At 61.4% G+C, this 26,747-nt stretch carries 27 protein-coding genes; 8 read left to right on the forward strand and 19 right to left on the reverse strand.

Translation table 11 applies throughout. The features are described 5' to 3' along the window. Positions 1 to 120: 120 nt before the first annotated feature. The 10 genes from PMI21_RS11455 to PMI21_RS11410 all read right to left on the reverse strand — a co-directional run bounded on the left by PMI21_RS11455 (position 121) and on the right by PMI21_RS11410 (position 7,101). Positions 121 to 444, reverse strand: a complete 324-nt coding sequence (locus PMI21_RS11455) for a DUF3392 domain-containing protein (protein WP_007939346.1) — start codon at positions 442 to 444, stop codon at positions 121 to 123. A 9-nt stretch (positions 445 to 453) separates the two neighbouring features. Further along, a complete protein-coding gene (hemW, locus tag PMI21_RS11450; protein ID WP_007939348.1) occupies positions 454 to 1,656 on the reverse strand; it encodes a radical SAM family heme chaperone HemW in 1,203 nt (400 codons plus the stop codon). Then, positions 1,653 to 2,249 carry an RdgB/HAM1 family non-canonical purine NTP pyrophosphatase gene (rdgB, locus tag PMI21_RS11445; RefSeq protein WP_007939349.1) on the reverse strand — a complete coding sequence of 199 codons (597 nt, stop codon included), beginning with the start codon at positions 2,247 to 2,249 and terminating at the stop codon, positions 1,653 to 1,655. The genes hemW and rdgB overlap by 4 nt, the downstream gene beginning before the upstream one ends. After that, on the reverse strand, positions 2,246 to 2,680 hold the full coding sequence (locus PMI21_RS11440; protein ID WP_007939350.1) for a DUF4426 domain-containing protein: 435 nt from the start codon (positions 2,678 to 2,680) through the stop codon (positions 2,246 to 2,248). The genes rdgB and PMI21_RS11440 overlap by 4 nt, the downstream gene beginning before the upstream one ends. A gap of 26 nt (positions 2,681 to 2,706) precedes the next feature. Then, entirely contained in the window at positions 2,707 to 3,327 is a 621-nt protein-coding gene (gene metW / locus PMI21_RS11435) for a methionine biosynthesis protein MetW (RefSeq protein ID WP_007939351.1), read from the reverse strand. Positions 3,328 to 3,334: 7 nt separating this feature from the next. After that, the gene (metX, locus tag PMI21_RS11430) at positions 3,335 to 4,474 is read right to left on the reverse strand and encodes a homoserine O-succinyltransferase MetX (protein WP_007939352.1); all 1,140 of its coding nucleotides are present in this window, start codon (positions 4,472 to 4,474) and stop codon (positions 3,335 to 3,337) included. A 182-nt stretch (positions 4,475 to 4,656) separates the two neighbouring features. Further along, positions 4,657 to 4,944, reverse strand: a complete 288-nt coding sequence (locus tag PMI21_RS11425; protein WP_007939353.1) for a DUF167 domain-containing protein — start codon at positions 4,942 to 4,944, stop codon at positions 4,657 to 4,659. A 4-nt stretch (positions 4,945 to 4,948) separates the two neighbouring features. Then, complete coding sequence (locus PMI21_RS11420) at positions 4,949 to 5,539, reverse strand: YggT family protein (RefSeq protein WP_007939354.1); 591 nt, start codon at positions 5,537 to 5,539, stop codon at positions 4,949 to 4,951. 10 nt (positions 5,540 to 5,549) lie between these two features. Beyond that, on the reverse strand, positions 5,550 to 6,368 hold the full coding sequence (gene proC / locus PMI21_RS11415) for a pyrroline-5-carboxylate reductase (RefSeq protein WP_007939355.1): 819 nt from the start codon (positions 6,366 to 6,368) through the stop codon (positions 5,550 to 5,552). Positions 6,369 to 6,402: 34 nt separating this feature from the next. Continuing rightward, on the reverse strand, positions 6,403 to 7,101 hold the full coding sequence (locus PMI21_RS11410) for a YggS family pyridoxal phosphate-dependent enzyme (RefSeq protein ID WP_007939356.1): 699 nt from the start codon (positions 7,099 to 7,101) through the stop codon (positions 6,403 to 6,405). Positions 7,102 to 7,158: 57 nt separating this feature from the next. Here PMI21_RS11410 and PMI21_RS11405 point away from each other — a divergent pair, with 57 nt between their 5' ends. Further along, complete coding sequence (locus PMI21_RS11405) at positions 7,159 to 8,193, forward strand: type IV pilus twitching motility protein PilT (RefSeq protein ID WP_007939357.1); 1,035 nt, start codon at positions 7,159 to 7,161, stop codon at positions 8,191 to 8,193. Positions 8,194 to 8,324: 131 nt separating this feature from the next. On the opposite strand, the gene PMI21_RS11400 is transcribed toward PMI21_RS11405, so the two are convergent. Continuing rightward, positions 8,325 to 8,945 (reverse strand): C40 family peptidase, encoded by a 621-nt coding sequence (locus PMI21_RS11400; RefSeq protein ID WP_007939359.1) that lies wholly within the window; start codon positions 8,943 to 8,945, stop codon positions 8,325 to 8,327. Positions 8,946 to 9,195: 250 nt separating this feature from the next. On the opposite strand from PMI21_RS11400, the gene PMI21_RS11395 reads away from it, so the two are divergent. Then, a complete protein-coding gene (locus PMI21_RS11395) occupies positions 9,196 to 9,627 on the forward strand; it encodes an NINE protein (protein WP_007939360.1) in 432 nt (143 codons plus the stop codon). A 36-nt stretch (positions 9,628 to 9,663) separates the two neighbouring features. On the opposite strand, the gene PMI21_RS11390 is transcribed toward PMI21_RS11395, so the two are convergent. The 7 genes from PMI21_RS11390 to gshB form a co-directional block, all read right to left on the reverse strand. After that, a complete protein-coding gene (locus PMI21_RS11390; protein ID WP_007939361.1) occupies positions 9,664 to 10,935 on the reverse strand; it encodes a dihydroorotase in 1,272 nt (423 codons plus the stop codon). Beyond that, entirely contained in the window at positions 10,932 to 11,936 is a 1,005-nt protein-coding gene (locus PMI21_RS11385; protein ID WP_007939362.1) for an aspartate carbamoyltransferase catalytic subunit, read from the reverse strand. Before PMI21_RS11385 ends, PMI21_RS11390 begins: the two co-directional genes overlap by 4 nt. Before the next feature lie 27 nt (positions 11,937 to 11,963). Next, positions 11,964 to 12,467, reverse strand: a complete 504-nt coding sequence (gene pyrR, locus PMI21_RS11380) for a bifunctional pyr operon transcriptional regulator/uracil phosphoribosyltransferase PyrR (RefSeq protein WP_007939363.1) — start codon at positions 12,465 to 12,467, stop codon at positions 11,964 to 11,966. Between the two features lie 99 nt (positions 12,468 to 12,566). Continuing rightward, on the reverse strand, positions 12,567 to 13,013 hold the full coding sequence (ruvX, locus tag PMI21_RS11375; RefSeq protein ID WP_007939364.1) for a Holliday junction resolvase RuvX: 447 nt from the start codon (positions 13,011 to 13,013) through the stop codon (positions 12,567 to 12,569). After that, on the reverse strand, positions 13,013 to 13,585 hold the full coding sequence (locus PMI21_RS11370) for a YqgE/AlgH family protein (protein WP_007939365.1): 573 nt from the start codon (positions 13,583 to 13,585) through the stop codon (positions 13,013 to 13,015). Before PMI21_RS11370 ends, ruvX begins: the two co-directional genes overlap by 1 nt. Before the next feature lie 127 nt (positions 13,586 to 13,712). After that, entirely contained in the window at positions 13,713 to 14,612 is a 900-nt protein-coding gene (locus PMI21_RS11365) for an energy transducer TonB (protein WP_007939366.1), read from the reverse strand. A 77-nt stretch (positions 14,613 to 14,689) separates the two neighbouring features. Then, on the reverse strand, positions 14,690 to 15,643 hold the full coding sequence (gene gshB, locus PMI21_RS11360) for a glutathione synthase (protein ID WP_007939367.1): 954 nt from the start codon (positions 15,641 to 15,643) through the stop codon (positions 14,690 to 14,692). 233 nt (positions 15,644 to 15,876) lie between these two features. Here gshB and pilG point away from each other — a divergent pair, with 233 nt between their 5' ends. Genes pilG through PMI21_RS11330 form a run of 6 tightly spaced genes read left to right on the forward strand, consistent with a single transcriptional unit; the run spans position 15,877 to position 25,759 of the window. Continuing rightward, positions 15,877 to 16,281: a twitching motility response regulator PilG gene (gene pilG / locus PMI21_RS11355; RefSeq protein ID WP_007939368.1), complete on the forward strand. Its 405-nt coding sequence runs from the start codon at positions 15,877 to 15,879 to the stop codon at positions 16,279 to 16,281. A gap of 57 nt (positions 16,282 to 16,338) precedes the next feature. Beyond that, complete coding sequence (gene pilH, locus PMI21_RS11350; protein ID WP_007939369.1) at positions 16,339 to 16,704, forward strand: twitching motility response regulator PilH; 366 nt, start codon at positions 16,339 to 16,341, stop codon at positions 16,702 to 16,704. A 10-nt stretch (positions 16,705 to 16,714) separates the two neighbouring features. Next, the gene (locus tag PMI21_RS11345) at positions 16,715 to 17,269 is read left to right on the forward strand and encodes a chemotaxis protein CheW (RefSeq protein WP_007939370.1); all 555 of its coding nucleotides are present in this window, start codon (positions 16,715 to 16,717) and stop codon (positions 17,267 to 17,269) included. Between the two features lie 41 nt (positions 17,270 to 17,310). After that, on the forward strand, positions 17,311 to 19,368 hold the full coding sequence (locus tag PMI21_RS11340; protein WP_007939371.1) for a methyl-accepting chemotaxis protein: 2,058 nt from the start codon (positions 17,311 to 17,313) through the stop codon (positions 19,366 to 19,368). Between the two features lie 36 nt (positions 19,369 to 19,404). After that, a complete protein-coding gene (locus tag PMI21_RS11335; protein WP_007939372.1) occupies positions 19,405 to 25,308 on the forward strand; it encodes an Hpt domain-containing protein in 5,904 nt (1,967 codons plus the stop codon). Next, positions 25,301 to 25,759 (forward strand): chemotaxis protein CheW, encoded by a 459-nt coding sequence (locus PMI21_RS11330; protein ID WP_007939375.1) that lies wholly within the window; start codon positions 25,301 to 25,303, stop codon positions 25,757 to 25,759. The genes PMI21_RS11335 and PMI21_RS11330 overlap by 8 nt, the downstream gene beginning before the upstream one ends. A 118-nt stretch (positions 25,760 to 25,877) precedes the next feature. Here PMI21_RS11330 and PMI21_RS11325 read toward each other — a convergent pair whose 3' ends face one another. After that, positions 25,878 to 26,255: a DUF6124 family protein gene (locus PMI21_RS11325; protein WP_007939376.1), complete on the reverse strand. Its 378-nt coding sequence runs from the start codon at positions 26,253 to 26,255 to the stop codon at positions 25,878 to 25,880. Positions 26,256 to 26,747 lie beyond the last annotated feature (492 nt).

A 26,747-nucleotide genomic window follows, 5' to 3' on the forward strand; every position in this document is an offset into this window, starting at 1 on the left:
AGCGAGGCTTGCCCGCGAAGGGGGCGCCGCGGTGTAACTGATACACCGTGTCATCGTTCTTCGCGGGCAAGTCGGATCGCCGCACCGCTCGCCCCTACAGGATTTTTATTAGGTTCGAATTCAGCGGCGGTCTGCTACGACGCCGATCAGCACCAGCACCACCAACAACACCGGCGCCAGGCTGTAGTTGTTGAACTGGCTCAGGCCTTTGATGATCCACGGCGTGGCGTAGATCAGCGCCACGCCGCTGCCGACCATGCACAGCAGGGCCATCAGCGGGACGCGCAAGGCGCCGGCGATGCTGCCCAGGCGTTGCTCGACCCAGCCCTTGAGGTCGGCGCCAAACAGCACCAGCAGACAGCCCACCAGTGCCAGAGAGATTTCCGACAAATTGCTACGGCTCCAGCGGGACACGGTGGCGAGCAGGTCGAGTACCAGATCCATTCGATTTCCTTATGTCAGAAAAGTCTGCAGCAAGTCATTGAGAAAGAGTTGTCCGCGCATCGTGGCCGCCAGACGTGACGGTTCGACCTGCAACAAGCCACTTTGTTCGGCCTCGCGGCGACCTTCGGCAAGGCTTTCCAGTGGCAGCCCGGTGCGCTCCGGATACAACCGCGCTTCGACGCCCTCGGTCAGGCGCAAGGCGTTCATCAGGAACTCGAACGGCAGTTCTTCGTTGGTCAGCGCCTTCTCGCCAGCCTTGAAGCTTTTGGCCGGATTGAGGTAATCCTTCGGCAGGCGGGTCTTCCAGGTGCGCACTATGCGCCCGTCCGGATGGCTGAGCTTGCCGTGGGCACCGGCGCCGATGCCGATGAAGTCGCCGAAACTCCAGTAATTGAGGTTATGCCGCGCCGGACGGCCGGGCTGGGCATAGGCCGAGACTTCGTACTGCGCGTAACCGTGCTCGGCCAACAGCGCCTGACCGGCCTCTTGAATGTCCCACAGGGCGTCATCTTCCGGTAGCGTCGGCGGCTGGTTCCAGAACACCGTGTTCGGCTCCAGCGTCAGCTGATACCAGGACAGGTGCGTCGGCTTCAGGGCAATGGCCTGGCGCAGGTCGTTCAGAGCGTCGTCCAGAGACTGACCGGGCAAGCCGTGCATCAGGTCCAGATTGAAGTTGTCGAAGCCGGCCTGACGGGCCATGCCGGCGGCACGCACGGCTTCGTCGCCGTTGTGAATCCGCCCCAGGGCCTTGAGTTTCTCTTCCTGAAAACTCTGGATACCAATCGACAGGCGATTGATGCCCAGTGCCCGGTAAGCGCGGAATTTCTCCTGCTCGAACGTTCCGGGATTGGCTTCCAGGGTGATTTCGATGTCGCTGGCGAACGGAATACGTTGCTCGACGCCCTTGAGCAAACGGCCCAACGCCTCGGCGCTGAACAGGCTCGGCGTGCCACCGCCGAAGAAGATCGAGCTCAGCTCGCGGCCATAGACCGCATGCAGGTCCTGATCGAGGTCGGCGAGCAAGGCGTCCACGTACTCTTGTTCCGGCAGCACCGGGCTGGCGGTGTGGGAGTTGAAGTCGCAATAAGGGCATTTGCGTACACACCACGGGATGTGGATGTACAGCGCCAGGGGCGGTAGCACTGGCAGGGCCGCCCGAGGCGTTTGCGCGCCGCCGAAGATCAGCGGCGACGCGGATGATTCAATGGTCATTTCAAGCCCAGACGCTGGCGCAGCAGATCCATTGCACGGGCGCGGTGACTGATCTGGTTCTTGTCGCTGGGCTTAAGCTCGGCGCTGGAGCACTCGCGTTCCGGCACCCAGAACAGTGGATCGTAGCCAAAGCCGTGTTCACCACTGGCCTGGGTCAGGATGCGCCCATGCCACAGGCCTTCGCAGAGGATCGGCAACGGATCGTCGGCATGACGTACCAGCGCCAATACGCAGACGAATTGCGCGCCGCGCTCGGCTTGCGGCACGTCTTTCATGACGTCGAGCAGTTTGGCGTTGTTCGCCGCATCGCCCTTGCCGTCAGCGTAACGGGCCGAATAGATACCCGGCGCACCGCCGAGGAAATCCACCGCCAGCCCCGAATCGTCGGCCAATGCCGGCAGGCCGGAAATGCGCGAGGCATTGCGGGCCTTGAGAATGGCGTTTTCGACGAACGACAGGCCGGTTTCTTCAGGCTCGACGCTGCTGAACTCGCCGATCGAGCGCAAGTGCACCGACTCGCCGAGCATGGCCTGGAGTTCCTTGAGTTTGCCGGCGTTATGGCTGGCCAGTACGAGTTGCGTGAAATTGATCATTCGCCGGGGAAAAGCTCTTGGTTGAAATTGATGGTGTTGATTTTGTCGCCGGTCTGCACCTTGATTTCAAAGGTGCGGATTTCCTGTTGTGGCACCGGGTACTGGGCGATGTAGTAGACCGCGCCTGTTTCGGTGATCTGTTTGAACTTCAATGGGACGCTTTGGCTGGTCAGGTCTTTGACCGTCCCGCTGACTTGCGCCGTTTGCGGTTTGCCGTCCTTGAGTACCGAGACGTTGATCACGCCCTGGTTTTTGCTGCGGATCAGCTCGGCCGCTTTGGCAATGTCCGGTGTCAGGAAGGTCGAGTTGAAGGTGTTGTAGTGCACCGTCACGTCGCCAAAGGTTTCCTTGCGCTCGCCTTTGATGACATCGGCGGCCATGGCGGTGACGCTCAGGCAGGCAGTGAGTAAAAACAGCGCTAGACGACCCATGATCGTTCTCCTCGAAGTGTCGTGATTCAGACCGCGACCTTGTGGTCCGGCAGACCGGGGCTGCTGACGCGATAGATGCCGATCTCACCTAACAGATTAGGCCATAGCTTACTGGCCCACCCGTGTCGATGCTGTTGATCCACGGCAAGTCGATCAATGACCTTGGCTTCACGTTCGCGACACAGCGCTTCAAAGTCTTCGAAGGTGCAGAAGTGAATGTTTGGCGTGTTGTACCAGGTGTACGGCAGAAACTCCGAAACCGGCATCCGGCCCTTGCTTGCCAGGTACCAGCGGCAGCGCCAGTGACCGAAGTTGGGGAAGGTGATGATGCACTGGCGACCGACCCGCAGCATTTCGTCGAGGATCTTGTCCGGGTAATGCACGGCTTGCAGGGCCTGGGTCATGACCACGATGTCGAAGCTGTTGCTGGCAAAGTTGCCCAGGCCCTTGTCCAGGTCCTGCTCGATGACGTTGATGCCCTTGGCCACGCACTCGGCAATGTTGTCCGGGTCGTTTTCCAGGCCATAGCCGGTGACCTGCTTGTGGTCGCGCAGCCAGGTCAGCAACTCGCCGTCACCGCAGCCGAGGTCGAGCACGCGGCTGCCGGCGGGGATCCATTCCTGGATGATTTCCAGATCGGCTCTCATGTCTTCCTCAAAGCGATATACGGTTCATGTAATTGCTGAAGGCCTGCAAGTAACGCGGGATCGGAATCAGGAAGGCGTCGTGGCCTTGCGGAGCGTCGATCTCCAGGTAGCAGACGTCTTTCCTGGCCGCCATCAGCGCGTCCACCAGCTCCCGCGAGCGGGCGGGGGAGAAGCGCCAGTCGGTGGTGAAGGACATCACGCAGAACCTGGCCTTGGCATTAGCGAAGGTTTTCGCCAGGTCATCGTCGAAGTTCGCCGCCGGGTCGAAGTAATCCAGCGCCTTGGTCATCAGCAGGTAAGTGTTGGCGTCGAAACGTCCGGAAAACTCCTCGCCCTGATACCGCAGGTAGCTTTCGACCTGGAACTCGACGCTGTGGAAGTCGTAGTTGAGCTTTTCACTCTTCAGGCCGCGACCGAATTTCTCGCCCATGGAGTCGTCGGACAGGTAAGTGATGTGCCCGACCATCCGCGCCAGCATCAGTCCGCGCTTGGGTATCACGCCCGCTTCCTGGAACGAACCGCCGTGGAACTCCGGGTCGGTGAGGATCGCTTGGCGTGCGACTTCGTTGAACGCGATGTTCTGTGCCGACAGTTTCGGCGCCGAGGCGATGGCCAGGCAGTGCCGCACGCGGTCAGGATAAGTGATGGTCCACTGCAAGGCCTGCATGCCACCGAGGCTGCCGCCGATCACCGCCGCCCATTGGCCGATGCCGAGCAGGTCGGCGAGGCGTGCCTGGCTGTGCACCCAGTCTTCCACGGTCAGTACCGGGAAGTCGGCGCCGAACGGCTTGCCGGTTTCCGGATTGACGCTGCTGGGGCCGGTGGAACCGTTGCAACCGCCGAGGTTGTTCAGGCTGACCACGAAGAATTTGTTGGTGTCGATCGGCTTGCCGGGGCCGATACAGCTGTCCCACCAACCGGGTTTGCGGTCGTCGGGGCTGTGGAAGCCGGCGGCGTGATGGTGACCGGACAAGGCGTGGCAGATCAGCACGGCATTGCTCGCCGTGGCGTTCAGCGTGCCATAGGTTTCATAGATCAGGTCATAAGCTGGCAGCGAACGGCCGCAGGCCAGGGCCAGCGGTTCACTGAAGTGCGCCAGTTGCGGCGTCACCAGACCAACAGAATCGGGGGGAAAGGCAGCTGGCATCGACCCTGCTCTCATTGAAATGAGGCGTAAGTCTAAAGACCGCTGCCCGTAGCAGCAAGCGACGGCCAACGATCGTTCCCACGCTCTGCGTGGGAATGCCGCCATGGACGCTCTGCGTCCGCTTTGGAGGTGACGCGGAGCGTCACGGGATGCATTCCTTTGCTGCGCGTGGGAACGATCAGCTATCGAACAAGATCCGGCAACTCCGGCAGCTTCTTCGGCGAACAAATCCGCACCCGCTTCTGCCGGTTCAACTCGCCGCTGATCAAGCTCACCTGGCTTTTGGAAACCCCGAACGCCTTGGCCAGAAACGCTATCAGATACGCATTGGCCTTGCCCTCGACCGGCGGTGCCGTCAGGCGGATCTTCAGGCGATCACCGTGCAGCCCGGCGAAATCATCGCTGCGGGCCGCAGGTTGCAGGTGACATTCCAGAATCAGGTCATCACCGTCCCAGCGAAAGTAGCTCACCGGGTCAGATCAGCAGGCGCAGGATCTGCGGCATCATGGTCAAGGCCGCGAGGTTGTTGATCACCAGCATGTCGATCAGCTTGAGCACCATGAACGCCAGGATCGGCGAGATATCCAGGCCGCCGAGGTTTGGCACAATCTTGCGGAACGGCGCCAGGGCCGGCTCGCAGATCTGATTCACCAGCTCGGCGCCGGGGTTGTGGCTGCCCGGTGCGACCCAGGACAGGATCACGCTGATGATCAGGGCATAGAAGAAGATATTCAGGAACAGCGCCGTTACGCCAATCAGCGACCAGATCAGCAATTGCAGCGGGTTGCCGGTGGTGCCGAAGGTCAGCAGCAGGGTCAGGGCCATCAATGCCAGTTGCACGAGGATCGCCAGCACCAGCGAGGACATGTCCAGGCCGAACAGGCTCGGGATGATCCGGCGCAGTGGCTTGAGCAGTGGCTGGGTCGCTTTCACGGCGAACTGGCACAGCGGGTTGTAGAAGTTTGCGCGCACCAGTTGCAGCACGAAACGCAGCAGCACGATCAGCAGGTACAGACTGCCGAGGGTTTGCAGCACGTAAATCGCTGCAGTGTTCAATCCAATCATGTAAGGCTCCTTATTTGCCCAGTTGTTCGGCCATCTCGGCCGAGCGGTACGCGGCGGCGCCGAGTGCTTTTTCCACCAGGGCTTCGAAACCGCCGGCCTGGAACGACTTGATCGCCGCTTCCGTGGTGCCCGCAGGCGAGGTCACGCGGCGACGCAGTTCAGCGGCGTCGACATCACTGGCGACCGCCATGTGTGCGGCGCCCAGCGCGGTTTGCAGGGTCAGTTGTGCAGCGGTTTCGGGTGGCAGGCCGAGCTTCACGCCGGCGGCGGTCATGGCTTCGATCAGCAGGAAGAAATACGCAGGGCCCGAGCCGGAAACGGCGGTGACCGCGTCCAGTTGCTGTTCTTCGTCCAGCCACAACGCGATGCCGACTGCCGACAGCAGCTCTTGCGCCTGCTGGCGTTGCTCGGCGCTCACTTTGGCCGTGGCGTACAAGCCGCTCACGCCCTGACGCACCAGAGCCGGGGTGTTGGGCATGCAGCGCACGATCGGCTGGGCGCCAAGCCAGTTGTTCATGCTGGCGCAGGTGATGCCGGCCGCAATCGACACCACCAGCTGATTCGGCTTGAGGCTTGGGCGAATGGCATCGCAAACGGCTTTCATCGCCTGTGGCTTGACCGCCAGCACGACCACGTCCACGCCCTGAATGGCTTCGGCGTTGTCGGCAAACATTTCGATGCCGTGTTCGGCGTGCACGCGGGCACGGGTTTCTTCACCCGGATCGCTGGCGCGGATCTGCGCGGCGTCCAGACCTTTGGCGCGCAGGCCGCCGATCAGGCTGGCGGCCATGTTGCCGGCTCCGATAAAGGCAATACGAGTCTTGCTCATGTCAGGTCCTTATAGAGAGGTGAGTCAGCCATGTTCATGGTCGACTGTAATCGCGGGCGCCAAACAGGGCCGTACCGATGCGGACCCAGGTGGCGCCCATGGCAATGGCTGACTCGAGGTCGTGGCTCATGCCCATGGAAAGTGTGTCGAGTGGCAGGTTCAGGCTGGCTTGCATGCTTTTGATTAAGTCGCGCACGGCAGCAAAGGCGGCGTCCTGGGCGGCGCGATCTTCAGTCGGCTCGGGAATCGCCATCAACCCGCGCAGTTTCAAACGCGGCAGCGCGCTGATGGCATTGGCCAGGGCGGGCAGGTCGGCCGGGGTGCAGCCGGATTTGCTGGCTTCACCGCTGACATTGACCTGGATGCAGATGTCCAAGGGTGGCAAATCGGCGGGACGTTGTTCGGACAGGCGTTGTGCGATTTTCAAACGATCCACGGAGTGCACCCAAGCGAAATGCTCGGCGATAGCACGAGTCTTGTTCGATTGAATGGGGCCGATGAAGTGCCAGATCAAGGGCAGGTCGGCCAATTCGAGCTGTTTGCCCAAGGCTTCCTGCAGGTAGTTTTCGCCAAAGTCGCGGATCCCGGCGGCATAGGCTTCACGCAGGGCCTCGGCGGGCTTGGTTTTGCTCACGGCCAGTAGCTGGATGCTGTGTTCGTCGCGCTGTGCGGCGAGGGCGGCAGCGTGGATGCGTGAACTAACCTGAGCAATGTTGTCTGCTATCGTGGACATTCAAGAGGCGCCAGCGGGTCTGAGGTTCGCGGCATTCTACTGGAATTGAGGAGCGCTATGGATATCACTGAGCTGCTGGCTTTCAGCGCCAAACAGGGCGCGTCCGACCTGCACCTGTCCGCCGGTCTGCCACCGATGATCCGCGTCGATGGCGATGTGCGACGCATCAACTTGCCGGCCCTGGACCACAAGGAGGTGCATGACCTGATCTACGACATCATGAACGACCTCCAGCGGGTCGACTTCGAGAAGCATCTTGAAACCGACTTCTCCTTCGAAGTGCCCGGCGTGGCACGTTTTCGGGTCAATGCCTTCAACCAGAATCGTGGCGCGGGCGCGGTATTCCGGACCATTCCATCGAAGGTCCTGAGCATGGAGGACCTGGGCATGGGGGAAGTGTTTCGCAAGATCACCGAATCCCCCCGAGGCCTGGTGCTGGTGACCGGCCCGACCGGTTCCGGCAAGTCCACCACGCTGGCGGCGATGATCGATTACCTGAACAACCATCGCCATCACCACATCCTTACCATCGAAGACCCCATCGAGTTCGTCCATGAATCGCGCAAATGCCTGATCAATCAACGTGAAGTCCATCGCGATACCCGCAGCTTCGCCACGGCCCTGCGCTCGGCCCTGCGTGAAGATCCGGACGTGATTCTGGTGGGGGAAATGCGTGATCTGGAGACTATTCGGCTGGCCCTGACCGCCGCCGAAACCGGTCACCTGGTATTCGGCACGCTGCACACCACGTCGGCGGCGAAAACCATCGACCGGGTGGTGGACGTGTTTCCGGGCGACGAGAAATCGATGGTGCGCTCGATGCTCTCCGAGTCGTTGCTGGCGGTGGTGTCCCAGACATTGATCAAGAAACTCGGCGGCGGGCGGATTGCCGCCCACGAAATCATGCTCGGCACCTCGGCGATCCGTAACCTGATTCGCGAAGACAAGGTGGCGCAGATGTACTCGTCGATTCAGACGGGAGGGTCGCTGGGGATGCAGACGCTGGATATGTGCCTGAAGGAGCTGGTGGCCAAAGGCGTGATCAGTCGCGAGCATGCGCGGGAGAAGGCGCGGTCACCGGATAATTTCTGACAGGAAGTTGATCGTTCCCACGCTCTGCGTGGGAATGCCTCAATGGACGCTCCGCGTCCGCTTTGGCAGGGGGGACGCGGAGCGTCCCGGGCTGCGTTCCCACGCAGAGCGTGGGAACGATCAGTGTCGGATTAGCGCTGAACAACCCGCAATGCGTTCGGTTCTTTGGGCAGAACCCGCTTGGCAACCACGTAGTGGTTTTCCCAGTACGGTTTCTTCAGGGTGTCGATGGTCACCGATTTGCCACGGCGTGGCGCGTGGATGAAGCGGTCGTTGCCCAGGTAGATGGCAACGTGATTGACCCGACGGCTCTTGATGTTGAAGAAAATCAGGTCGCCTGGCTTCAGATCGTTGCGGTCGACTTTCTCGCCGTGACCGCTGGCCATGGCGTTGGAGGTACGTGGCAGGTCGAAGGTGGCGTCGTTGAACGCGTATTTCACCAGGCCGCTGCAATCGAACCCTTTACTTGGGCTGCTGCCACCCCAACGATAAGGTGTGCCGAGGACGTTTACCGCACGGCTCAACACGTTGCTGCTTTCCTTGGTCGCCATCGGCGGGACCAGCTTGCCGTTGGCGCGGCTCAGTTGGGTGGAACGTTTTACTGTCTGTTGGTTTTTGCTCGAAGGAGCAGAAACATGGGATTTTGGGGTGTAACCATTAACGTTCGGAAGACGTTGCTCACGATTGGTGGCGTGGGCGGCCAGGGGCAATAATAGGCAAATGGTTAGCCATGTCTTGAAAAATGGACGCATTAGGCAAGGCTCGTATGGGTTAGCGCGCAACTTTATAACAGCTTTTTTGTCCCTTCCGAGGCCGTTGGTCGATTCAACCTTGGGGTCAACGGAACCAAATAAGCGGCAATTTGGCGCAATTGTCGGACACAAGTCAGGTGTTACAAGGCTTTGACAGGACCCAAGGTAGCATTCGCCGTATGTCGGCTGCCTGTAAAAAAGTCACAAAGAATTCAAGAATATTTCTCTATCGCGTGATTCGAGGCCATCTATGAACACCTATCGACAACCCGTTTCACAGCAAGATACGCACAGCAAAGTGATCGGTTACCTGCTGTGGATTTTCGGTTTTACCGGGGCTCACCGCTTCTATTACGGCAGACCGGTGACCGGGACGATCTGGTTTTTGACCTTCGGCTTGCTGGGTATTGGCTGGCTGATCGACGTGTTCCTGATCCCGGCCATGGATCGTGAAGCGGACCTGCGCTTTACCGCCGGCCCCATCGAATACAACGTCGCGTGGATTCTGCTGACCTTCCTTGGGGTGCTCGGTGTGCATCGGATGTATCAGGGGAAGTGGATCAGCGGATTGCTGTACCTGGTCACGGGCGGGTTGTTCTTTCTGGGGGTGTTGTATGACTTCTGGACGCTGAACGATCAGGTTTCGATTCGCAACGCGCAGAACAGAGGCGCCTTCCAGTGAGTTGTGGCGAGGGAGCAAGCTCCCTCGCCACAGGTCTTACGCCTGGTGACTGATTCGCCCATCCACCAAGGTATAGCGCACCACACCCGGCAGGCTGTGGCCAATGAACGGGCAGTTTTCGCCCTTGGACAGCCAGGTTTCACCGGCCACGGTCGAGGCCGCCGGGTCGAACAGCACGATATCCGCCGCGCCACCCACCGCCAATTTACCCGCCGGCAAGCGCAACGCCTCGGCAGGGCCGGCGCTCAAGCGTGTGAGCAGGGTTGGCAGGTCGAGCAAACCGTCCTCCACCAAGGTCATCGCCAGCGGCAGCAGCAGTTCTACGCTGCTGATACCCGGCTCGGTCGCGCCGAACGGCGCCAGTTTGGCATCGCGCTCGTGGGGTTGGTGATGGCTGGAAATGGCGGATATCACACCGGACTTCACTGCTGCCCGCAGGCCGTCGCGATCGGCGCGGGTGCGCAGCGGCGGCTGGACGTGATAGAGGCTGCTGAAGTCGATCAGCGCTTCGTCGGTGAGGATCAACTGATACAGCGCCACGTCCGCCGTGACCTTCAGGCCGCGGGCCTGGGCCTGAGCGATCAGCGCCGCGCCACGCGCGCTGGTGAGTTGGCTGAAGTGCGCACGCACACCGCTTTGCTCGACCAGCAGCAGATCCCGGGCCAGGGCCACGGTTTCGGCGGTTTCTGGAATGCCCGGCAAGCCGAGGAAGCTCGCAGTCGGGCCTTCGTGCGCCAGGCCGCCTTCGGCCAGGTCGTGGTCCTGCGAGTTGAAAATCACCGTCAGGTCAAATGTCGCCGCATATTCCAGCGCCCGGCACAGGGTGCGGGTGTTGCGGAAGCTCTCCAGACCATTGCCGAAGGCCACGCAACCGGCATCGCGCAAGGCGACCAGTTCGGCCAGCTGCTCGCCGTCCAGGCCTTTGCTCAGGGCGCCGATAGGGAACACTTTGGTGTTGCCGGCTTCGCGGGCGCGGTCGAGGATCAGTTCAGCCACGGCCGAGGTGTCCAGCACCGGTCTGGTTTTTGGTGGGCAGCACAGGCTGGTCACGCCACCGGCGGCGGCGGCGCGGGTTTCGCTGGCGATCGAGCCTTTGCGGCTGTAGCCCGGTTCGCGCAGGGCGACGTTCAGGTCAACCAGGCCCGGGGCGGCCACCAGGCCCTTGGCGTCGATGGTGTCGACGGCAACAAAACCGGCTGGAGCGGCGCCAAGGGCGACGATCTTGCAGGCTTCAACGTGGATATCAGTCACTTGATCCAGGCCGCTGGCCGGATCGATAACGCGTGCGCCGAGAATGCTGAGCTTCACTGGGCGTTCTCCTGCTCGAATTGGCGCTGGGCAGTCTGCCCGCTCATGGCCATGGACAGCACGGCCATACGAATCGCGATCCCGTAGGTCACCTGGTTGAGAATCACCGAGTGCGGACCGTCGGCCACTGCCGACTCAATCTCCACCCCACGGTTGATCGGCCCCGGGTGCATCACGATGGCATCGGGTTTGGCGCCGGCCAGGCGCGCGGTGGTCAGGCCGAACAGGCGGTAGAACTCGCCTTCGCTCGGCAGCAGGCCGCCGGTCATGCGTTCACGCTGCAGGCGCAGCATGATCACCACATCGACGTCTTTCAGGCCTTCGGTCATGTCGGTGTAGACCTTCACGCCGTACTGCTCGATGCCAATCGGCAGCAGGGTTTTCGGCGCGATCACGCGGATGTCCGGGCAGCCGAGGGTTTTCAGTGCCAGCATATTCGAGCGTGCCACCCGCGAGTGCAGGATGTCGCCGACGATGGCCACCGAGAGGTTTTCGAAGCCGCCCTTGTGCCGACGAATGGTGAGCATGTCGAGCATGCCTTGGGTCGGGTGCGCGTGACGGCCGTCGCCACCGTTGATGATCGCCACTTGTGGGCAGACATGTTCGGCAATGAAGTGCGCCGCGCCGGAATCACCGTGGCGCACGACGAACATGTCGGCGGCCATGGCTTCGAGGTTGCGCAGGGTGTCGAGCAGGGTTTCGCCCTTACTCGCCGACGACGTGGATACGTTCAGGGTAATCACGTCGGCCGACAGCCGCTGGGCCGCCAGTTCGAAGGTGGTGCGTGTGCGGGTGGAGTTCTCGAAGAACACGTTGCACACGGTCTTGCCGCGCAGCAACGGGACTTTCTTCACCGCCCGGGCGCCGACTTCGAGGAACGAGTCGGCGGTGTCGAGGATTTCCGTCAGCAGCTCGCGGCGCAAACCGTCGAGCGAGAGGAAGTGGCGCAGCTGGCCCTGATCATTGAGCTGCAGCGGGCGCTTGGTTTCTAGAGGCGTCATCGCGAGGGGGACTCTCAATAGGGCGAATTAAAGGGCGAGGTCTTGAAGTTCAAGCTTGAGTTCCGGACCGGACAGCTTCACCCGTTCATGGGCTGCCAGCGCCAGGGTCGCGCCGACCACGTTCGGGCGGATCGGCAACTCACCGGCGTCCAGGTCCAGCAGGCACACCAGCGTCACGCTGGCCGGGCGGCCATAGTCGAAGAGTTCGTTCATTGCGGCGCGGATGGTGCGGCCACTCATCAGCACGTCGTCGATCAGCACCAGGTGCTGGCCTTCGATCTCGAACGGCAGCGCCGAAGGGCGGACTTGTGGGTGCAGGCCGCTCTGGCTGAAGTCGTCGCGGTAGAAGGACACATCGAGGGTGCCCAGCGGCGCGTCGCTGCCCAGCTCATTGAGCAACGCCTGAGCGACCCAGATGCCACCGGTGCGAATGCCGATGTAACGCGGTTCGCTGATGCCACGGTGTTCCAGATAAGCCTTGAGACGGATCGCCATCTGGCTGATCAGTTCGGCGGGATTAGGCAGGCTCATGGTTTGCTCCTTCTTGGTCCCGAGCCCTGCTTTGTGGGTGTAGCGTTTGGGTGGGGCTCGGGTTGTAGCTAAGGGAGCCGCCGTAGCGACTCTTCAGAATCAGGGGTTTGAGGATTCGAACAGTGCAGTGTTTTCGTCGAGCCAGCCTTGCAACAACAGGGCGGCGGCGATGGCATCGACCGGGTTGTCGCGGTAACTGCCTTTCTGCCCGCCTCGGACCAGGCGTTCACCCTTGGCCTCGAAGGTGGTCAGGCGCTCGTCGTGAGTATAGAAGGGCAGGTTGTAGCGGCCGTTCAGGCGGCGGGCGAACTTTTCGGCCCGCAGGCACATGTCGCTGGGTGTGCCGTCCATGTTCAGCGGCAGGCCGACTACCACAGCGTCGGGTTTCCACTCCTTGATCAGGGCTTCGACCTGATTCCAGTCGGGAATGCCGTTTTGTGCCTTCAAGGTGCACAGCTCGCGGGCCTGGCCGGTAATGACCTGGCCGACCGCCACGCCGATCTGCTTGGTGCCGTAGTCGAAACCCAGAATCAGCCGCAGGGCCATCAGGCGTGCCCCGCCTGGCTGGTGAGCAGGCTGAGGTTGATTCCCAGGTGCTTGGCCGCCGCTTCGAGGCGCAACTCGCTGCTGGTGTTGAACAGGATGTCGGCGTCGAACGGGCAGGTCAGCCAGGCGTTGTCCGCCAGTTCAGCTTCCAGTTGCCCGGCTTCCCAACCGGCATAGCCGAGGGTGATCACACTTTTCGCCGGGCCGACGCCGTCGGCGATGGCGAACAGCACGTCCTGGGAGGTCGACAGCGACAACTCGCCTTCCAGATCAACGGTGGCCTGGTAGGTTTTTCCCGAGGGGTGCAGGACAAAGCCGCGATCGGTTTGCACCGGGCCGCCGATAAAGATCGGCACGTGCTGACAGAGCACTGGCGGTTCGATATCGGGGCGCAATTGCTCGAGGATATCGGCCAGGTTCAGATCCTGCGGACGGTTGACCACCAGCCCCATGGCACCATTGGCCGTGTGCTCGACGATGTAGGTCAAGGTGTGCGCAAAGTTCGGGTCGGCCATGTGAGGCATGGCGATCAGGAAGTGATGCTTGAGGTAGCTGGGGCTGACGTTCTTCATGAGCGCTAGTGTGGCGTTGGAGGGGCGAACTGACAAGCTGAGGATGCACAGGAAATGCCTGTGCAGGTGTCTTTTTAATCCGGGCTTGCCTGCGAAGGCGTCGGTTCAATCACTGCAAATCTTCCGGCTAATTACTGGACAACCGGTCCCCACGGGCAAACTTCCAGGTGCGGATGATTTCCAGGCGGTCGATGTCCGACAGGTCCCCGGTGAACGGTGCAAACGGTGCGGCCAGCCGCACGATGCGTTGCGCCGCCTGATCCAGTAGCGGTTGGCCGGACGATTCCAGCACCAGCACTTCATACAGCGAGCCGTCGCGGTTGATCGAGACCATCAGGCGCAAATTGCCGTAAATCTGTTTACGCCGGGCCTCGTCGGGGTAGTTGAGGTTGCCGATGCGCTCTACCTTCTTGCGCCATTCGTCCTTGTACCAGGCCCCCTTGTCGCGCATGGTCGAGGCGGCGCTCAAGCGGTGGATGCGCGGGCGCTTGGCGTACAGCTGTTGTTCGTTGGCCAGTTCCGCTTCCAGGCTGGCGATGTCGCTGGACAGCTGCGAGCTGTCGAAGGTCGGTGCCTCTACCTTGGGCTTGGCTTCGGTCTTGACCTCTTCCTGCTTGGTCGCGGCTTTCTTCGGCTTCGGCGCGACAGTCGTCACGGCGGCCTTGGGTGCGGCTTCCTGCACTTGAGGTTTGGCGGTTGGCGGCGGAGTGACCGTCTGCACCTTGTTGTCCTGGAAGGGCGCGACCTCGGTGGTCTTGGGGATCGCCTTTTTATCCAGGGTGCCGCTGCCTTGCTGATTCTCTTGCGCGAGGAAATCGGCCTTTTTCGGCTTGGTTTCGCTTTTGAAGGTGGCGAGGGTGATTTCCAGGGTTTTGCTGATTTGCTTGGGTTCGACCATGGTGAACCCCACGCCCAACAGCAAGGCCAGGTGAATCAGCGCCGCGAGAAACAGGGTAAAACCGAGGCGATCGGCTGGGCGCACGCCACGATGGGCGAGTTCAGCGGGCAGATCGGACGGGAGTGTCATGACAAGAAAACCAACATCGCGTTTTTTACAGGCCGGGGATGATAACGCAATGTTGGTCGGTTCTTGGTTGTTCTATCTCAACGAGCCTTGAGCTTCTGATCGATGGCATCCATCAACTGGCCGCCAATGTCGGTGCCGAACGCGTTATCGATCTCGCGAATGCAGGTCGGGCTGGTGACGTTGATTTCGGTCAGGTGCTCACCGATCACGTCGAGACCGACGAACAGCAGGCCTTTCTCGCGCAGGGTCGGGCCGACTTGTGCGGCGATCCAGCGATCCTTGTCGGTCAACGGACGGGCTTCGCCACGACCGCCAGCCGCGAGGTTGCCACGGGTTTCACCAGCGGCCGGAATCCGTGCCAGGCAATAATCCACAGGCTCGCCGTCGATCATCAGGATGCGCTTGTCGCCATCAACGATCGCCGGCAGGTAACCCTGGATCATGATCTGCTGCTTGCCATGCAGAGTCAGGGTTTCGAGGATCACCGACAGGTTCGGGTGGCCCGCGGTATGACGGAAGATCGACGAGCCGCCCATGCCGTCCAGCGGCTTGAGGATTACGTCACCGTGATGGTCGGCGAATTCACGCAACACATCCGGGCGACGGCTGACGATGGTCGGTGGCGTGCACTGCGGGAACAGCGTGGCGAACAGCTTCTCGTTGCAGTCACGCAGGCTTTGCGGCTTGTTGACCACCAGCACGCCGGCGTTTTCGGCTTGCTCCAGCAGGTAAGTGGAGTAGACGAACTCCATGTCGAATGGCGGATCCTTGCGCATCAGGATCACGTCCAGGTCGCTCAGCAGCGCGTCGGATTCGGCGCCCAGTTCGAACCATTTTTGCGGGTCGGCGAAGACTTTCAGCGGACGCATCCGCGCGCGCGCCTCGCCCTCGGCCTGATACAAGTCGCGCTGTTCCATATAGAACAGTTCCCAGCCACGCTTTTGCGCGGCCAGCAGCATGGCCAGCGAGCTATCCTTTTTATAGGAGATGCTGGCGATAGGATCCATGACAATCCCGACGCGAACGCTCATGGGGTTTTCCTCGAAATTGGGGTGGAAAGTGCGATGAAAAAGTGGCGTCAGAGTGGCGCTGAGTGGGTTCCCGGTCAAGGAAAAACCACCGCACAGGTCACCCGATAGATTGGAGGGGGAGACTGTGCTAAAAAGGCTGCCATGTCGTGCTGGCCCTTGCGCGCCAAGGGTTTCGAGCCACCGATGAGCTGCAAACGGACAAATTGATTCACAAAGGCGACGGTAGAGCCCCTATGGAACAGCATTCCAGCGCCTTGAAGGTCATGGTGATCGATGATTCGAAAACGATTCGTCGCACCGCCGAAACGCTGTTGAAAAACGTGGGCTGTGAAGTCATCACCGCAATCGATGGTTTCGATGCCCTGGCCAAGATTGCCGACAATCACCCGGGCATCATCTTTGTCGACATCATGATGCCGCGTCTGGATGGCTATCAGACCTGCGCGTTGATCAAGAACAACAGTGCGTTCAAGTCCACGCCAGTGATTATGCTGTCGTCCAGGGACGGGTTGTTCGACAAGGCCAAGGGGCGGATCGTCGGTTCCGACCAGTTTTTGACCAAGCCTTTCAGCAAGGAAGAACTGCTGAACGCGATCCAGGCCCACGTACCGGGCTTTGCCGCCGTTTCGCCGCAGTAGGACACGCACAGTGACGCTCGGCCAGTGGGCCTTGCGTCGACAAGAATGGGGAAGACCATGGCACGTATTCTGATCGTCGATGATTCGCCGACTGAAATGTACAAACTGACCGGCATGCTCGAAAAGCACGGTCATGAAGTGTTGAAAGCCGAAAACGGCGCCGACGGCGTGGCCCTGGCTCGCCAGGAAAAACCCGACGCGGTGCTGATGGACATCGTCATGCCCGGCCTCAACGGTTTCCAGGCGACCCGTCAGCTGACCAAGGACCCGGAAACCGGGCACATCCCGGTGATCATCATCACCACCAAGGATCAGGAAACCGACAAAGTCTGGGGCACGCGCCAGGGCGCCAAGGACTACCTGACCAAACCGGTCGATGAAGAGACCCTGATCAAGACGCTGAACAACGTGCTGGCCAGTTGATCGTCCGGCCATGACCGAGTCGCTAACGGCCTTCGAACTGCTGCTACAGATTGACCAGCGTTGTCGTCTGCTGGCGGCGGACCTGCCGTCCCAGCCAACTCGACAGGACAGCTGGAGCGGTATCGGTTTTCGCTTGGGTGAGCATGGGTACGTCGCGCCCATGGGCGAAGTCAGCGAAGTCCTGCACGAACCGCGCGTTACCCAAATGCCGGGGGTCAAGCCCTGGGTCAAGGGCGTAGCGAACCTGCGTGGGCGGCTGCTGCCGATCATGGATGTGTACGGCTTCTTTTATGGTTATGAGGCCGGCCATGAACTGTCGGCCCTGCGCAAGCAGCGGCGGATACTGGTGGTGGAGCACAACGACGTGTTTGCCGGGTTGCTGGTCGATGAGGTCTTCGGCTTGCAGCACTTTGCCCAGGACAGCCTGGAACCGGTGCCCATGGACGAGCTGCAGGGGCCGATCGCGCCGTTCGTCAAAGGCAGCTTTCAGCGTGAGCAGAATTGGCAGGTGTTCAGCCCGTTTGCGTTGGCGCAGTCGCAAGGATTTATGAATGTAGCGCTGTAAACGCGGAAGCATTAAAGGGTGCTGTTAACAGGCGAGGACCGATGATTAAAGCAAAAGCAGGTACGCCGGAAGGGTCGCGCAGCCGGTCGCAGATCATCGTGCTGTTTATCGCGCTGATCATCTTCATCATGCTGCTGTTCGCCAACTTCGCGTACCTCAACACCCAGGCGAATTACGACAAACAGTACATCGGCCACGCCGGTGAGCTGCGCGTGCTGTCGCAACGCATCGCCAAGAACGCCACCGAAGCCGCCGCCGGCAAGGCCGCTGCATTCAAGTTGCTCAGCGATGCGCGCAACGACTTCGCCCTGCGTTGGGGCTTTCTGAAGAAAGGCGATCCTTCCACCGGCCTGCCGCCGGCACCGTCAACCGTGCGCGCGGAAATGCGCGCGGTACAGCTGGATTGGGAGCGGCTGCTGAAAAACACCGACGCCATTCTCTCCAGCGAGCAGACCGTGTTGTCGTTGCATCAAGTCGCCGCGACGCTGGCCGAAACCGTGCCGCAGTTGCAGGTCGAGTATGAAAAGGTCGTCGAAACCCTCCTGCAACGTGGCGCCCCGGCCGCTCAGGTGGCGATGGCCCAGCGTCAGTCGCTGCTGGCCGAGCGGATTCTCGGTGCGGTGAACACCGTGCTGTCCGGCGACGAAAACTCGCAGCAGGCCGCCGACGCTTTCGGTCGCGACGCAGCGCGTTTCGGTCAGGTACTCAACGGCATGCTTCAAGGCAATGCGGCCCTGAAAATCAGCCAGGTAGAAGACCGTGATGCCCGCGCCCGGTTGACCGAGATTTCCGAGCTGTTTGAATTCGTCTCGGGTTCGGTGGACGAAATCCTCGAAACCTCGCCGGAGCTGTTCAAGGTCCGCGAGTCGGCCAGCAACATTTTTACCCTGTCGCAAACCCTGCTCGATGAAGCCTCGCACCTGGCCAGCCGTTTCGAAAACCTTGCCGGCGGACGCGATACCGACACCATTGGCGGCTATGTGCTGGGCTTGCTCGCGTTGATGTCGATCATCCTCATCGGCCTGGTGATGGTGCGCGAAACCAACCGTCAGCTGCGTGAAACCGCCGAGAAAAACGAACGCAACCAGAACGCAATCATGCGCCTGCTGGACGAAATCGAAGACCTGGCCGACGGCGACTTGACCGTGACCGCCTCGGTGACCGAAGACTTCACCGGGACCATCGCCGACTCGATCAACTATTCCGTCGACCAACTGCGCGATCTGGTGGCGACCATCAACCTAACCGCCGGCCAGGTTGCCGCCGCCGTGCAGGAAACCCAGGCCACCGCGATGCACCTGGCCCAGGCCTCGGAACATCAGGCGCAGCAGATTTCCGAAGCCTCCATGGCGATCAACGACATGGCCGAGTCCATCGATCAGGTATCGGCCAATGCCGCCGAATCCTCGGCGGTGGCCGAGCGCTCGGTGGAAATTGCCAACAAGGGCAACGAAGTGGTGCACAACACCATCCACGGCATGGACAATATTCGCGAACAGATCCAGGACACCGCCAAGCGCATCAAGCGTCTCGGCGAGTCCTCACAGGAAATCGGCGACATTGTCAGCCTGATCGATGATATTGCCGATCAGACCAACATCCTCGCCCTCAACGCGGCCATTCAGGCGTCCATGGCCGGTGACGCCGGGCGCGGTTTTGCGGTGGTGGCCGACGAAGTACAGCGGCTGGCCGAGCGCTCGTCTGCGGCGACCCGGCAGATCGAAACGCTGGTGCGGGCGATCCAGACCGACACCAACGAAGCGGTGATTTCCATGGAGCAGACCACCACCGAAGTGGTACGCGGCGCGCGTCTGGCGCAGGATGCCGGAGTGGCCCTGGAAGAAATCGAAGGCGTATCGAAGACCCTCGCGGCATTGATCCAGAGTATTTCCAACGCCGCGCAGCAACAGACGTCCTCGGCCGGCCAGATTTCCCTGACGATGAACGTGATCCAGCAGATCACCACGCAGACCTCGTCCGGCTCCACCGCCACCGCCGAGAGCATTGGCAACCTGGCGAAAATGGCCAGTCAGCTGCGGCGTTCGGTGTCCGGTTTCACCTTGCCGGCCAAGCCTGCGCAAGCTGCGGACAACGCTTGAACCGCCTCAGGGCGTATGCATTTGATTGGAGTAGTTATGGGTGATCGGCACGACTATGTGGCCCTCGAATGGGTCAAAGGCGAGATTGCCGAAACGCTGAAGCAGGCTCATCAGGCGATCGAAACCCTGATCGACGACCCGCAGGCGACGCACGCCCTGAGTGAGTGCCTGGCCTGTGTCCATCAGGTGCACGGCAGTTTGCAGATGGTCGAGTTCTACGGCGCGGCGCTGCTCGCCGAAGAGATCGAGCAGTTGACCTGTGCCTTGCAGCAGAACCGCGTCAGCCATCGCGACGAGGCCATTCGTCTGCTGCTGCATGCTCTGGGGCAATTGCCGACGTACCTCGACCGGGTGCAAGGCGCACGGCGTGACTTGCCGCTGGTGGTGTTGCCGCTGATCAACGACCTGCGCAGTGCCCGTGGCGAAAGCCTGTTGTCGGAAACCAGCCTGTTCAGCCCGCAACTCCCCGAACTGCTACCTCTGAGCGAAGAAGCCCTGGCGCTGCTGGAGCCGTCCGACTTGCCGAATGTGCTGCGCAAGTTGCGGCAAATGCTGCAGATGGCGCTGGTCGGCTTGCTGCGCGAGCAGGATGACGAAACCCACTTGGCTTATCTGGCCAGGGTTTTTACTCGCCTTGAAGGGCTGTGCGGTAATGCGCCGCTGAGCCCGTTATGGCACGTCGCTTCGGCGCTGGTCGAAGGCATGCGCAATGGCTCGATCGCCAACAGCCCCGCGTTGCGCAGCCTGTTCAAGGAGGCCGACAAAGAACTCAAGCGTCTGCTCGAACAAGGCATGTCCGCGATCAATCAACCGGCACCGCCAGAGCTGCTCAAGAGTTTGTTGTTCTATATTGCCAAGGCCGAACACCCCACCGGGCAGATGCTGACCATGAAAGATCGCTACTCACTGGACGACGCGCTACCCGACAGTGCGATGGTCGATGAAGAACGGGCAAGGCTGGCCGGCCCTGATCGCGACGCCATGCGCTCGGTATTGGCGGCGTTGTGCGAAGAGCTGGTGCGGGTCAAGGAGCGCCTGGACCTGTTCGTACGCAGCGACCGCCAACACACCTCGGACCTTGAAAGCCTGTTGGCGCCCCTGCGGCAAATCGCCGACACCCTGGCGGTGCTCGGTTTCGGCCAGCCGCGCAAGGTCATCATCGATCAACTGGCGGTGGTGCTGAGCCTCGTCCAGGGCCAGCGCGAACCCAACGATGCGACCCTCATGGACGTCGCCGGGGCCTTGCTCTATGTCGAAGCGACCCTGGCCGGCATGGTCGGCACCGTGGAGCCGGAAAGCCAGGAAGACAGCCGTCTGCCGACCACCGACCTGACGCAGATCCACCAGATCGTGATCAAGGAAGCGCGCATCTGCCTGCAGCAGGCCAAGGACATGATCGTCGACTACATCGAAGCCGACTGGGACCGTCAGTATTTGCAACCATTGCCGGCGCTGCTGACCCAAGTGCGCGGTGCGCTGGCGATGATTCCGTTAGCCCGCGCGGCGAGCCTGGTCGAGGCCTGTAACGGTTTCATCCGCGAGCATCTATTGGTGGACCCGGGCCAGCCCGGCTGGCAGCAACTGGACAGCCTGGCCGACGTCATCACCAGCATCGAGTATTACCTGGAGCGCCTCAGCGACGACCCTGAAGCGCCCGGTGAACAACTGCTCGACGTCGCGGAAAAAGGCCTGGCCGCACTCGGTTTCTTCCCCAGCGAACAGCATGTGCCGATGCTTGAGGATGTGCTCAGCCCCAATGAAGCCCTGGTCATGCAGGACATGCAGGAGCTGGATGATCCCGAGATCGTTCAGTCGCTGGCCGATGTGTTGGCCAGCCCGGTGTCGTCGGTCAATCCACCCGCACTGACCACGCCGGGTAGCCTGTTGCCGCCGCCCGCCGATGAAGAACCGGTGGACGATGAGCTGCGGGAAGTCTTCCTCGAAGAAACCGACGAGGTTCTGGAAATCCTCCAGGAGTACCTGCCGCGCTGGTCGGCCAATCCCGACAGCCCATCGGCCTTGAGTGAGTTGCGCCGCGCCTTCCACACCCTCAAAGGCAGTGGCCGGATGGTCCGCGCGCTGGTGCTGGGCGAGCTGGCCTGGGCGGTGGAAAACCTGCTCAATCGCGTGCTTGAACACAGCGTTGCACCTGGGCCGGCAGTGCAGCAACTGGTGGGCGATGCGCTGAAGTTGCTGCCGGAACTGGTGGCCGAGTTCGCCGCCCATGCCCAGCGCCAGCGCAACGATGTCGACCAATTGGCCGCCCGCGCCCATGCCCTCGCCAAGGGTGATGAGCCGCTGTCCGATGAGGACGCGCAGGATGTCGCGGCGCTCGACCCACTGTTGCTGGAGATCTTCCGCAACGAAGCCGAAACCCATTTGAGCAGCCTCAATCGCTTCCTCGATCAGGCCGCCGAGCACGTACCGCTGCAGGCCAGCGACGAGTTGCAGCGAGCCTTGCACACCCTCAAGGGCAGCGCCTCGATGGCCGGTGTGCTGCCGATTACCGAGCTGGCGGCATCGCTGGATCAATTGGCCCGGGAGTACAAGGCGCACCGGATTGCCCTCGACCTGGACGAAGTCGAATTGCTGCTGGAAGCCGAAGGCTTGTTCCGTCTGGGGCTGCGACAGCTCAAGAGTGACCCGCTGGCCGAAATCCCCGGCTCCCGTTCGTTGATCGAACGCACCCAGACATTGCTGGCCGAGCGTCTGCAAAGCCTGTCGAGCGCGCCCAATACAGGGTTGCGGATCAAGCGCGACCCGCAACTGATCAACAACTTCCTCGCCCAGGGCATGGACATCCTGCTAGACGCCGAAAGCCTGTTGCAACGCTGGCAGCAGCATCCCGGCGAGCGCCAGGAACTCAGCGCGCTACTGGACGAATTGACCACCCTGGGCGAAGGCGCGCACCTGGCCGATCTGCATCCGGTGGACGAGCTCTGTGAAGCCTTGCTCGATCTCTATGGCGCTGTGGAAGAAAGCAGCCTGGCGGTCAGCGACAGGTTTTTCCACGAGGCGCAAAGTGCCCACGAAGCGCTGATCAACATGCTCGACGAACTGGCCGCCGGCCAGGAAGTCACCGCGCAACCGCAGCGGGTGCGGGCCTTGCGCGACTTGCTGGATGAGAGTCTCGACCCATCCTCCATGGGCCTGATTCGCAGTGATGGCAGCCGCACCCTGAGCATTCGGGAGCTGGGCAGCGCCACGGCCGAGCTGGAGCAGGTCGCGGCTCAGGTAGATCTGGACGACGAAATCGTTTCGATCTTTCTTGAGGAAGCGGTGGATATCCTCGAAAGCGCCGGCCAGGCCTTGCAACGCTGGTTGAGCGACCCGGATAACGCCGCACCGCTATTGTCCTTGCAGCGCGACTTGCACACCCTCAAGGGCGGAGCGCGGATGGCCGAGATCGAGCCGGTCGGCGATCTGGCCCATGAGCTGGAAAGCCTTTACGAAGGTCTGGTGGACCGCCGTTACAGCCACAGCGAAGCGCTGGCGCAGTTGCTGCAACAAAGCCATGACCGACTGGCCGAGCTCCTTGAACAGTTGCAGCACAATCGTCCGTTGGGCGATCCGGGCGAGTTGATCGAGGCCATTCGTGAGTTTCGTCTGGGTAATGCCGGCAGTGCCGAGGTGATCGAACCGGCGGCCAGCAACGATTCAGCGAGCCATGATTCCGAGCTTCTGGAGATCTTCCTCGAGGAAGGTTTCGACATCATCGAAAACTCCGGCGCGGCGCTGGTTCGCTGGCAGGCTGAGCCGTCGAATCGCCAGGAAGTGGAAACCCTGCTGCGCGACCTGCACACCCTCAAGGGTGGCGCGCGAATGGTCGAAATCGCGCCGATCGGCGACCTGGCCCATGAGCTGGAATTCCTCTACGAAGGCTTGTCCGCTGGCGTGCTGCAACCGACTGCGGCGCTGTTCACGTTGTTGCAGAGCAGCCATGACCGACTGGCGCAGATGCTCGACGCCACCCGCGCCGGTCAGCCACTGCCACCGGCCGATCGGCTGATCGAGGCGATCAAGAATTTCAGCCATCCGGCGGTGCCCGAAATACCGACACCGGTGGCGATGCCCGCAGCGCCCAAAGCCGAGCCACCCGCGCTGCAACCCGAAGGCGCCGACACGGTCAAGGTCTCGGCGGAGTTGCTCGACGACCTGGTCAATCTGGCCGGGGAGACTTCGATCTTCCGTGGCCGTATCGAACAACAGGTCAACGATGCACGTGTAGCCCTGAGTGAGATGGAAACCACCATCGAACGTATGCGCGACCAGTTGCGCCGCCTCGATACCGAAACCCAGGGGCGGATCCTCAGCCGTCAGCAAGTCGAGGCCGAACACCTGGGCTACGAAGAGTTCGACCCGCTGGAGATGGACCGTCACTCGCAGTTGCAACAGCTGTCTCGGGCGTTGTTCGAGTCCGCCTCCGACCTGCTCGACCTCAAGGAAACCCTCGACCGGCGTAATCAGGACGCGGAAAACCTGCTGCAACAGCAGGGCCGCATCAACACCGAATTGCAGGAAGGCCTGATGCGCACGCGCATGGTGCCGTTCGAGCGAATGCTGCCGCGTTTGAAACGCATCGTGCGTCAGGTTTCCAGCGAGCTGGGCAAGGATGTGGAGTTCATCGTCGGCAACGCCGAAGGCGAGATGGACCGCAACGTCCTAGAGCGCATGGCCGCGCCGCTGGAACACATGCTGCGCAACGCCGTCGACCATGGGCTGGAATCGGCCGAGGTGCGGATCGCGGCGGGTAAACCGGCCCAGGGCAAGATCACCCTCGACTTGTCGCGAGAGGGCGGAGACATCATTTTCGACATCCGCGACGACGGTGCCGGCGTGCCGCTGGACGCCGTGCGGCGCAAGGCGATCAAGCGCGGGTTGCTCGACCCGGACAGCGACATCAGCGACCGCGACGTGTTGCAATTCATCCTGCAACCGGGGTTCTCCACCGCCGAGAAAATCACCCAGATCTCCGGGCGTGGCGTGGGCATGGACGTGGTTCACGAAGAAGTCCGGCAGCTCGGCGGGACCATGAGCATCGACTCGACTTCGGGGCAGGGCGTGCATTTCCGGATTCGCTTGCCGTTCACCGTGTCGGTCAATCGCGCGCTGATGGTGCAATGCGGGGAGGATCAATACGCGATCCCGCTGAACACCATCGATGGCATCGTTCGCGTGTTGCCCAACGAACTCGAAGGGCATTACCGGCTCGATCCACCGAGCTACGAATACGCTGGGCAACGCTATGAGTTGTGCTACCTCGGTGAGCTGCTGAAAACCAGCACCCGCCCGAAACTGCTGGGCCAGAACCTGCCGTTGCCGGTGTTGCTGGTGCAGTGCAACGAACGGCACGTCGCGGTGCAGGTAGACGCCATGGCCGGCACCCGGGAAATCGTGGTCAAAAGCCTCGGCCCGCAGTTCGCCGCAGTGCAGGGTTTGTCCGGCGCGACGATTCTCGGCGATGGTCGGGTGGTGCTGATTCTCGACTTGCTGGCGCCGATCCGCGCCATGCAAGCGCAGGTGCCGCAACGGCCTGTGACGCAGGACGTAGAGCCCGAGGCGCAACGACCGTTGCTGGTGCTGGTGGTCGACGATTCGGTCACCGTGCGCAAGGTCACCAGCCGTCTGCTGGAACGTCACGGCATGAACGTGCTGACCGCCAAGGACGGTGTCGACGCCATGCTGCTGCTGGAAGAACACATGCCCGACCTGATGCTGCTGGACATCGAAATGCCGCGCATGGACGGCTTCGAAGTGGCGACCCAAGTGCGCGCCGACGAACGCTTGCAGCATCTGCCGATCATCATGATCACCTCCCGCACCGGCCAGAAACACCGCGACCGGGCCATGGCCATCGGCGTCAACGACTACCTCGGCAAGCCATATCAGGAATCGGTGCTGCTCGACAGCATCGCCCGGTGGAGCAAAACCCATGCATGAACACCGTTCCAGCAACCTCACGGGTTTGCTGCTGCCCTTGGCCGACCGCAACCTGATCCTGCCCAACGTCGCCGTCGCCGAACTCATCGATTACCAACCCGGCGCCTTCGACCTCGACACCCCTCCGTGGTACCTGGGGCGGGTGACTTGGCGAGAGCGGCAAATTCCGTTACTCAGTTTCGAGTCGGCGTGTGGCAACAAAGTGGTGATTGGCGAGCGAGCACGGATCGTCATCCTCAACGCCCTCGGCGGGCGCCCTGAGCTGAAGTTCATTGCGCTGCTGGTGCAGGGAATTCCGCGCTCTTACAAACTCGACAGTCAGTTGAGCTATGTGGATGTGCCGTTGTGTTCGCTGGAACAGGCGGCGGTACAGGTGGGTGAGCAAGTGGCCAAGGTGCCGGATTTGTTGGCGTTGGAGGAGCTGCTTGTTACAGCAGGGTTAGCCCACTGATCGTTCCCACGCGCAGCAAAGGAATGCCTCAACGGACGCTCCGCGTTCGGCTGTTGAAGGGACGCAGAGCGTCCCGGGCTGCATTCCCACGCAGAGCGTGGGAACGATCGTTTGTGCGCTAAACCCCGGCCCGAGCCTTCATCTGCAACGACTCATGATGATCCAGCACCCGCTCCACCAACAACTGCACGCCATCTGCCAAACGGCTGAGCGCCAAGACTACAGAGCGGCGTGAGCCTTCCACATCGTCCGCCAGATCGGCAGCAATGGCGCTGATGGACAGCAGGTCTTCGGATGCGTTGGCCAGAAGGGCTTCGGTGTCGATGTCGGGGGAGACGGTGAAGAGCTGGGATTTACGGCGTTTGGCCGGTTTTTCGTGGGGTGACGGGAAGTAATGAGAGAAGGCGCGGTCGGCGGCTTCCTTGAGTTTCTCGGCTTCGAGGGAGGCTTGGGAATCGGTGCCGGTTTCCGGGGGATTGGGAGTAGCTTTGAACATAGTGAGTCTCCAGTAATGTGTTTCAACTGCTCCATCGGTTCCAAGCGAAGGGGTGGCAGCTGTACGCAGGTTGGAACCCGAGGTGGAGAAAACCCGGCAGACCCGAAGGTCTCCCGCGCACAGCCGCCATAACGGAGTACACACATTAAAGGTGCGCAAGCATACGTCATGAGGGGGCGCTTTTGCGCCTTCTACACCTCGGGGTTCCAAGCCCGGTCGCTGAATTGGCAGCGACACTCAAACGATAAAGACCAACACAAACCCCACCAGTCGGCGGGTTCCGGCATTGCTGTAGGCAGAGACGCAAGGTTGTGTAGCCTCGCACCGTTCTTGCGGACAAACTTTTAAACACAAAACCCAAGTGGTCGGACCTTCCTGTGGCGAGGGAGCACGCTCCCTCGCCACAAAGGTTTCTGCGTTAGGTTGAAGATTCCCAGAAAGGGACCGTTCGGTCCTATTTTGGGACTTATCACTGATCGTTCCCACGCGCAG

The sequence above is a fragment of the Pseudomonas sp. GM18 genome (assembly GCF_000282195.1).
Classification (GTDB): Bacteria; Pseudomonadota; Gammaproteobacteria; order Pseudomonadales; family Pseudomonadaceae; genus Aquipseudomonas.

Excerpts from the sequence above, each read along its gene's own strand:
- PMI21_RS11385 (WP_007939362.1), bottom strand. The coding sequence starts at position 11,936 with ATGACGCCTCTAGAAACCAAGCGCCCGCTGCAGCTCAATGATCAGGGC.
- hemW (WP_007939348.1), bottom strand. The coding sequence starts at position 1,656 with ATGACCATTGAATCATCCGCGTCGCCGCTGATCTTCGGCGGCGCGCAA.
- pyrR (WP_007939363.1), bottom strand. The coding sequence starts at position 12,467 with ATGAGCCTGCCTAATCCCGCCGAACTGATCAGCCAGATGGCGATCCGT.
- metW (WP_007939351.1), bottom strand. The coding sequence starts at position 3,327 with ATGAGAGCCGATCTGGAAATCATCCAGGAATGGATCCCCGCCGGCAGC.
- ruvX (WP_007939364.1), bottom strand. The coding sequence starts at position 13,013 with ATGGCCCTGCGGCTGATTCTGGGTTTCGACTACGGCACCAAGCAGATC.
- PMI21_RS11400 (WP_007939359.1), bottom strand. The coding sequence starts at position 8,945 with ATGCGTCCATTTTTCAAGACATGGCTAACCATTTGCCTATTATTGCCC.
- PMI21_RS11325 (WP_007939376.1), bottom strand. The coding sequence starts at position 26,255 with ATGTTCAAAGCTACTCCCAATCCCCCGGAAACCGGCACCGATTCCCAA.
- PMI21_RS11365 (WP_007939366.1), bottom strand. The coding sequence starts at position 14,612 with ATGACACTCCCGTCCGATCTGCCCGCTGAACTCGCCCATCGTGGCGTG.
- PMI21_RS11340 (WP_007939371.1), top strand. The coding sequence starts at position 17,311 with ATGATTAAAGCAAAAGCAGGTACGCCGGAAGGGTCGCGCAGCCGGTCG.
- PMI21_RS11370 (WP_007939365.1), bottom strand. The coding sequence starts at position 13,585 with ATGAAGAACGTCAGCCCCAGCTACCTCAAGCATCACTTCCTGATCGCC.
- PMI21_RS11345 (WP_007939370.1), top strand. The coding sequence starts at position 16,715 with ATGACCGAGTCGCTAACGGCCTTCGAACTGCTGCTACAGATTGACCAG.
- gshB (WP_007939367.1), bottom strand. The coding sequence starts at position 15,643 with ATGAGCGTTCGCGTCGGGATTGTCATGGATCCTATCGCCAGCATCTCC.
- PMI21_RS11405 (WP_007939357.1), top strand. The coding sequence starts at position 7,159 with ATGGATATCACTGAGCTGCTGGCTTTCAGCGCCAAACAGGGCGCGTCC.
- proC (WP_007939355.1), bottom strand. The coding sequence starts at position 6,368 with ATGAGCAAGACTCGTATTGCCTTTATCGGAGCCGGCAACATGGCCGCC.
- PMI21_RS11410 (WP_007939356.1), bottom strand. The coding sequence starts at position 7,101 with ATGTCCACGATAGCAGACAACATTGCTCAGGTTAGTTCACGCATCCAC.
- rdgB (WP_007939349.1), bottom strand. The coding sequence starts at position 2,249 with ATGATCAATTTCACGCAACTCGTACTGGCCAGCCATAACGCCGGCAAA.
- PMI21_RS11330 (WP_007939375.1), top strand. The coding sequence starts at position 25,301 with ATGCATGAACACCGTTCCAGCAACCTCACGGGTTTGCTGCTGCCCTTG.
- PMI21_RS11335 (WP_007939372.1), top strand. The coding sequence starts at position 19,405 with ATGGGTGATCGGCACGACTATGTGGCCCTCGAATGGGTCAAAGGCGAG.
- metX (WP_007939352.1), bottom strand. The coding sequence starts at position 4,474 with ATGCCAGCTGCCTTTCCCCCCGATTCTGTTGGTCTGGTGACGCCGCAA.
- PMI21_RS11440 (WP_007939350.1), bottom strand. The coding sequence starts at position 2,680 with ATGGGTCGTCTAGCGCTGTTTTTACTCACTGCCTGCCTGAGCGTCACC.
- PMI21_RS11455 (WP_007939346.1), bottom strand. The coding sequence starts at position 444 with ATGGATCTGGTACTCGACCTGCTCGCCACCGTGTCCCGCTGGAGCCGT.
- PMI21_RS11395 (WP_007939360.1), top strand. The coding sequence starts at position 9,196 with ATGAACACCTATCGACAACCCGTTTCACAGCAAGATACGCACAGCAAA.
- pilG (WP_007939368.1), top strand. The coding sequence starts at position 15,877 with ATGGAACAGCATTCCAGCGCCTTGAAGGTCATGGTGATCGATGATTCG.
- pilH (WP_007939369.1), top strand. The coding sequence starts at position 16,339 with ATGGCACGTATTCTGATCGTCGATGATTCGCCGACTGAAATGTACAAA.
- PMI21_RS11420 (WP_007939354.1), bottom strand. The coding sequence starts at position 5,539 with ATGATTGGATTGAACACTGCAGCGATTTACGTGCTGCAAACCCTCGGC.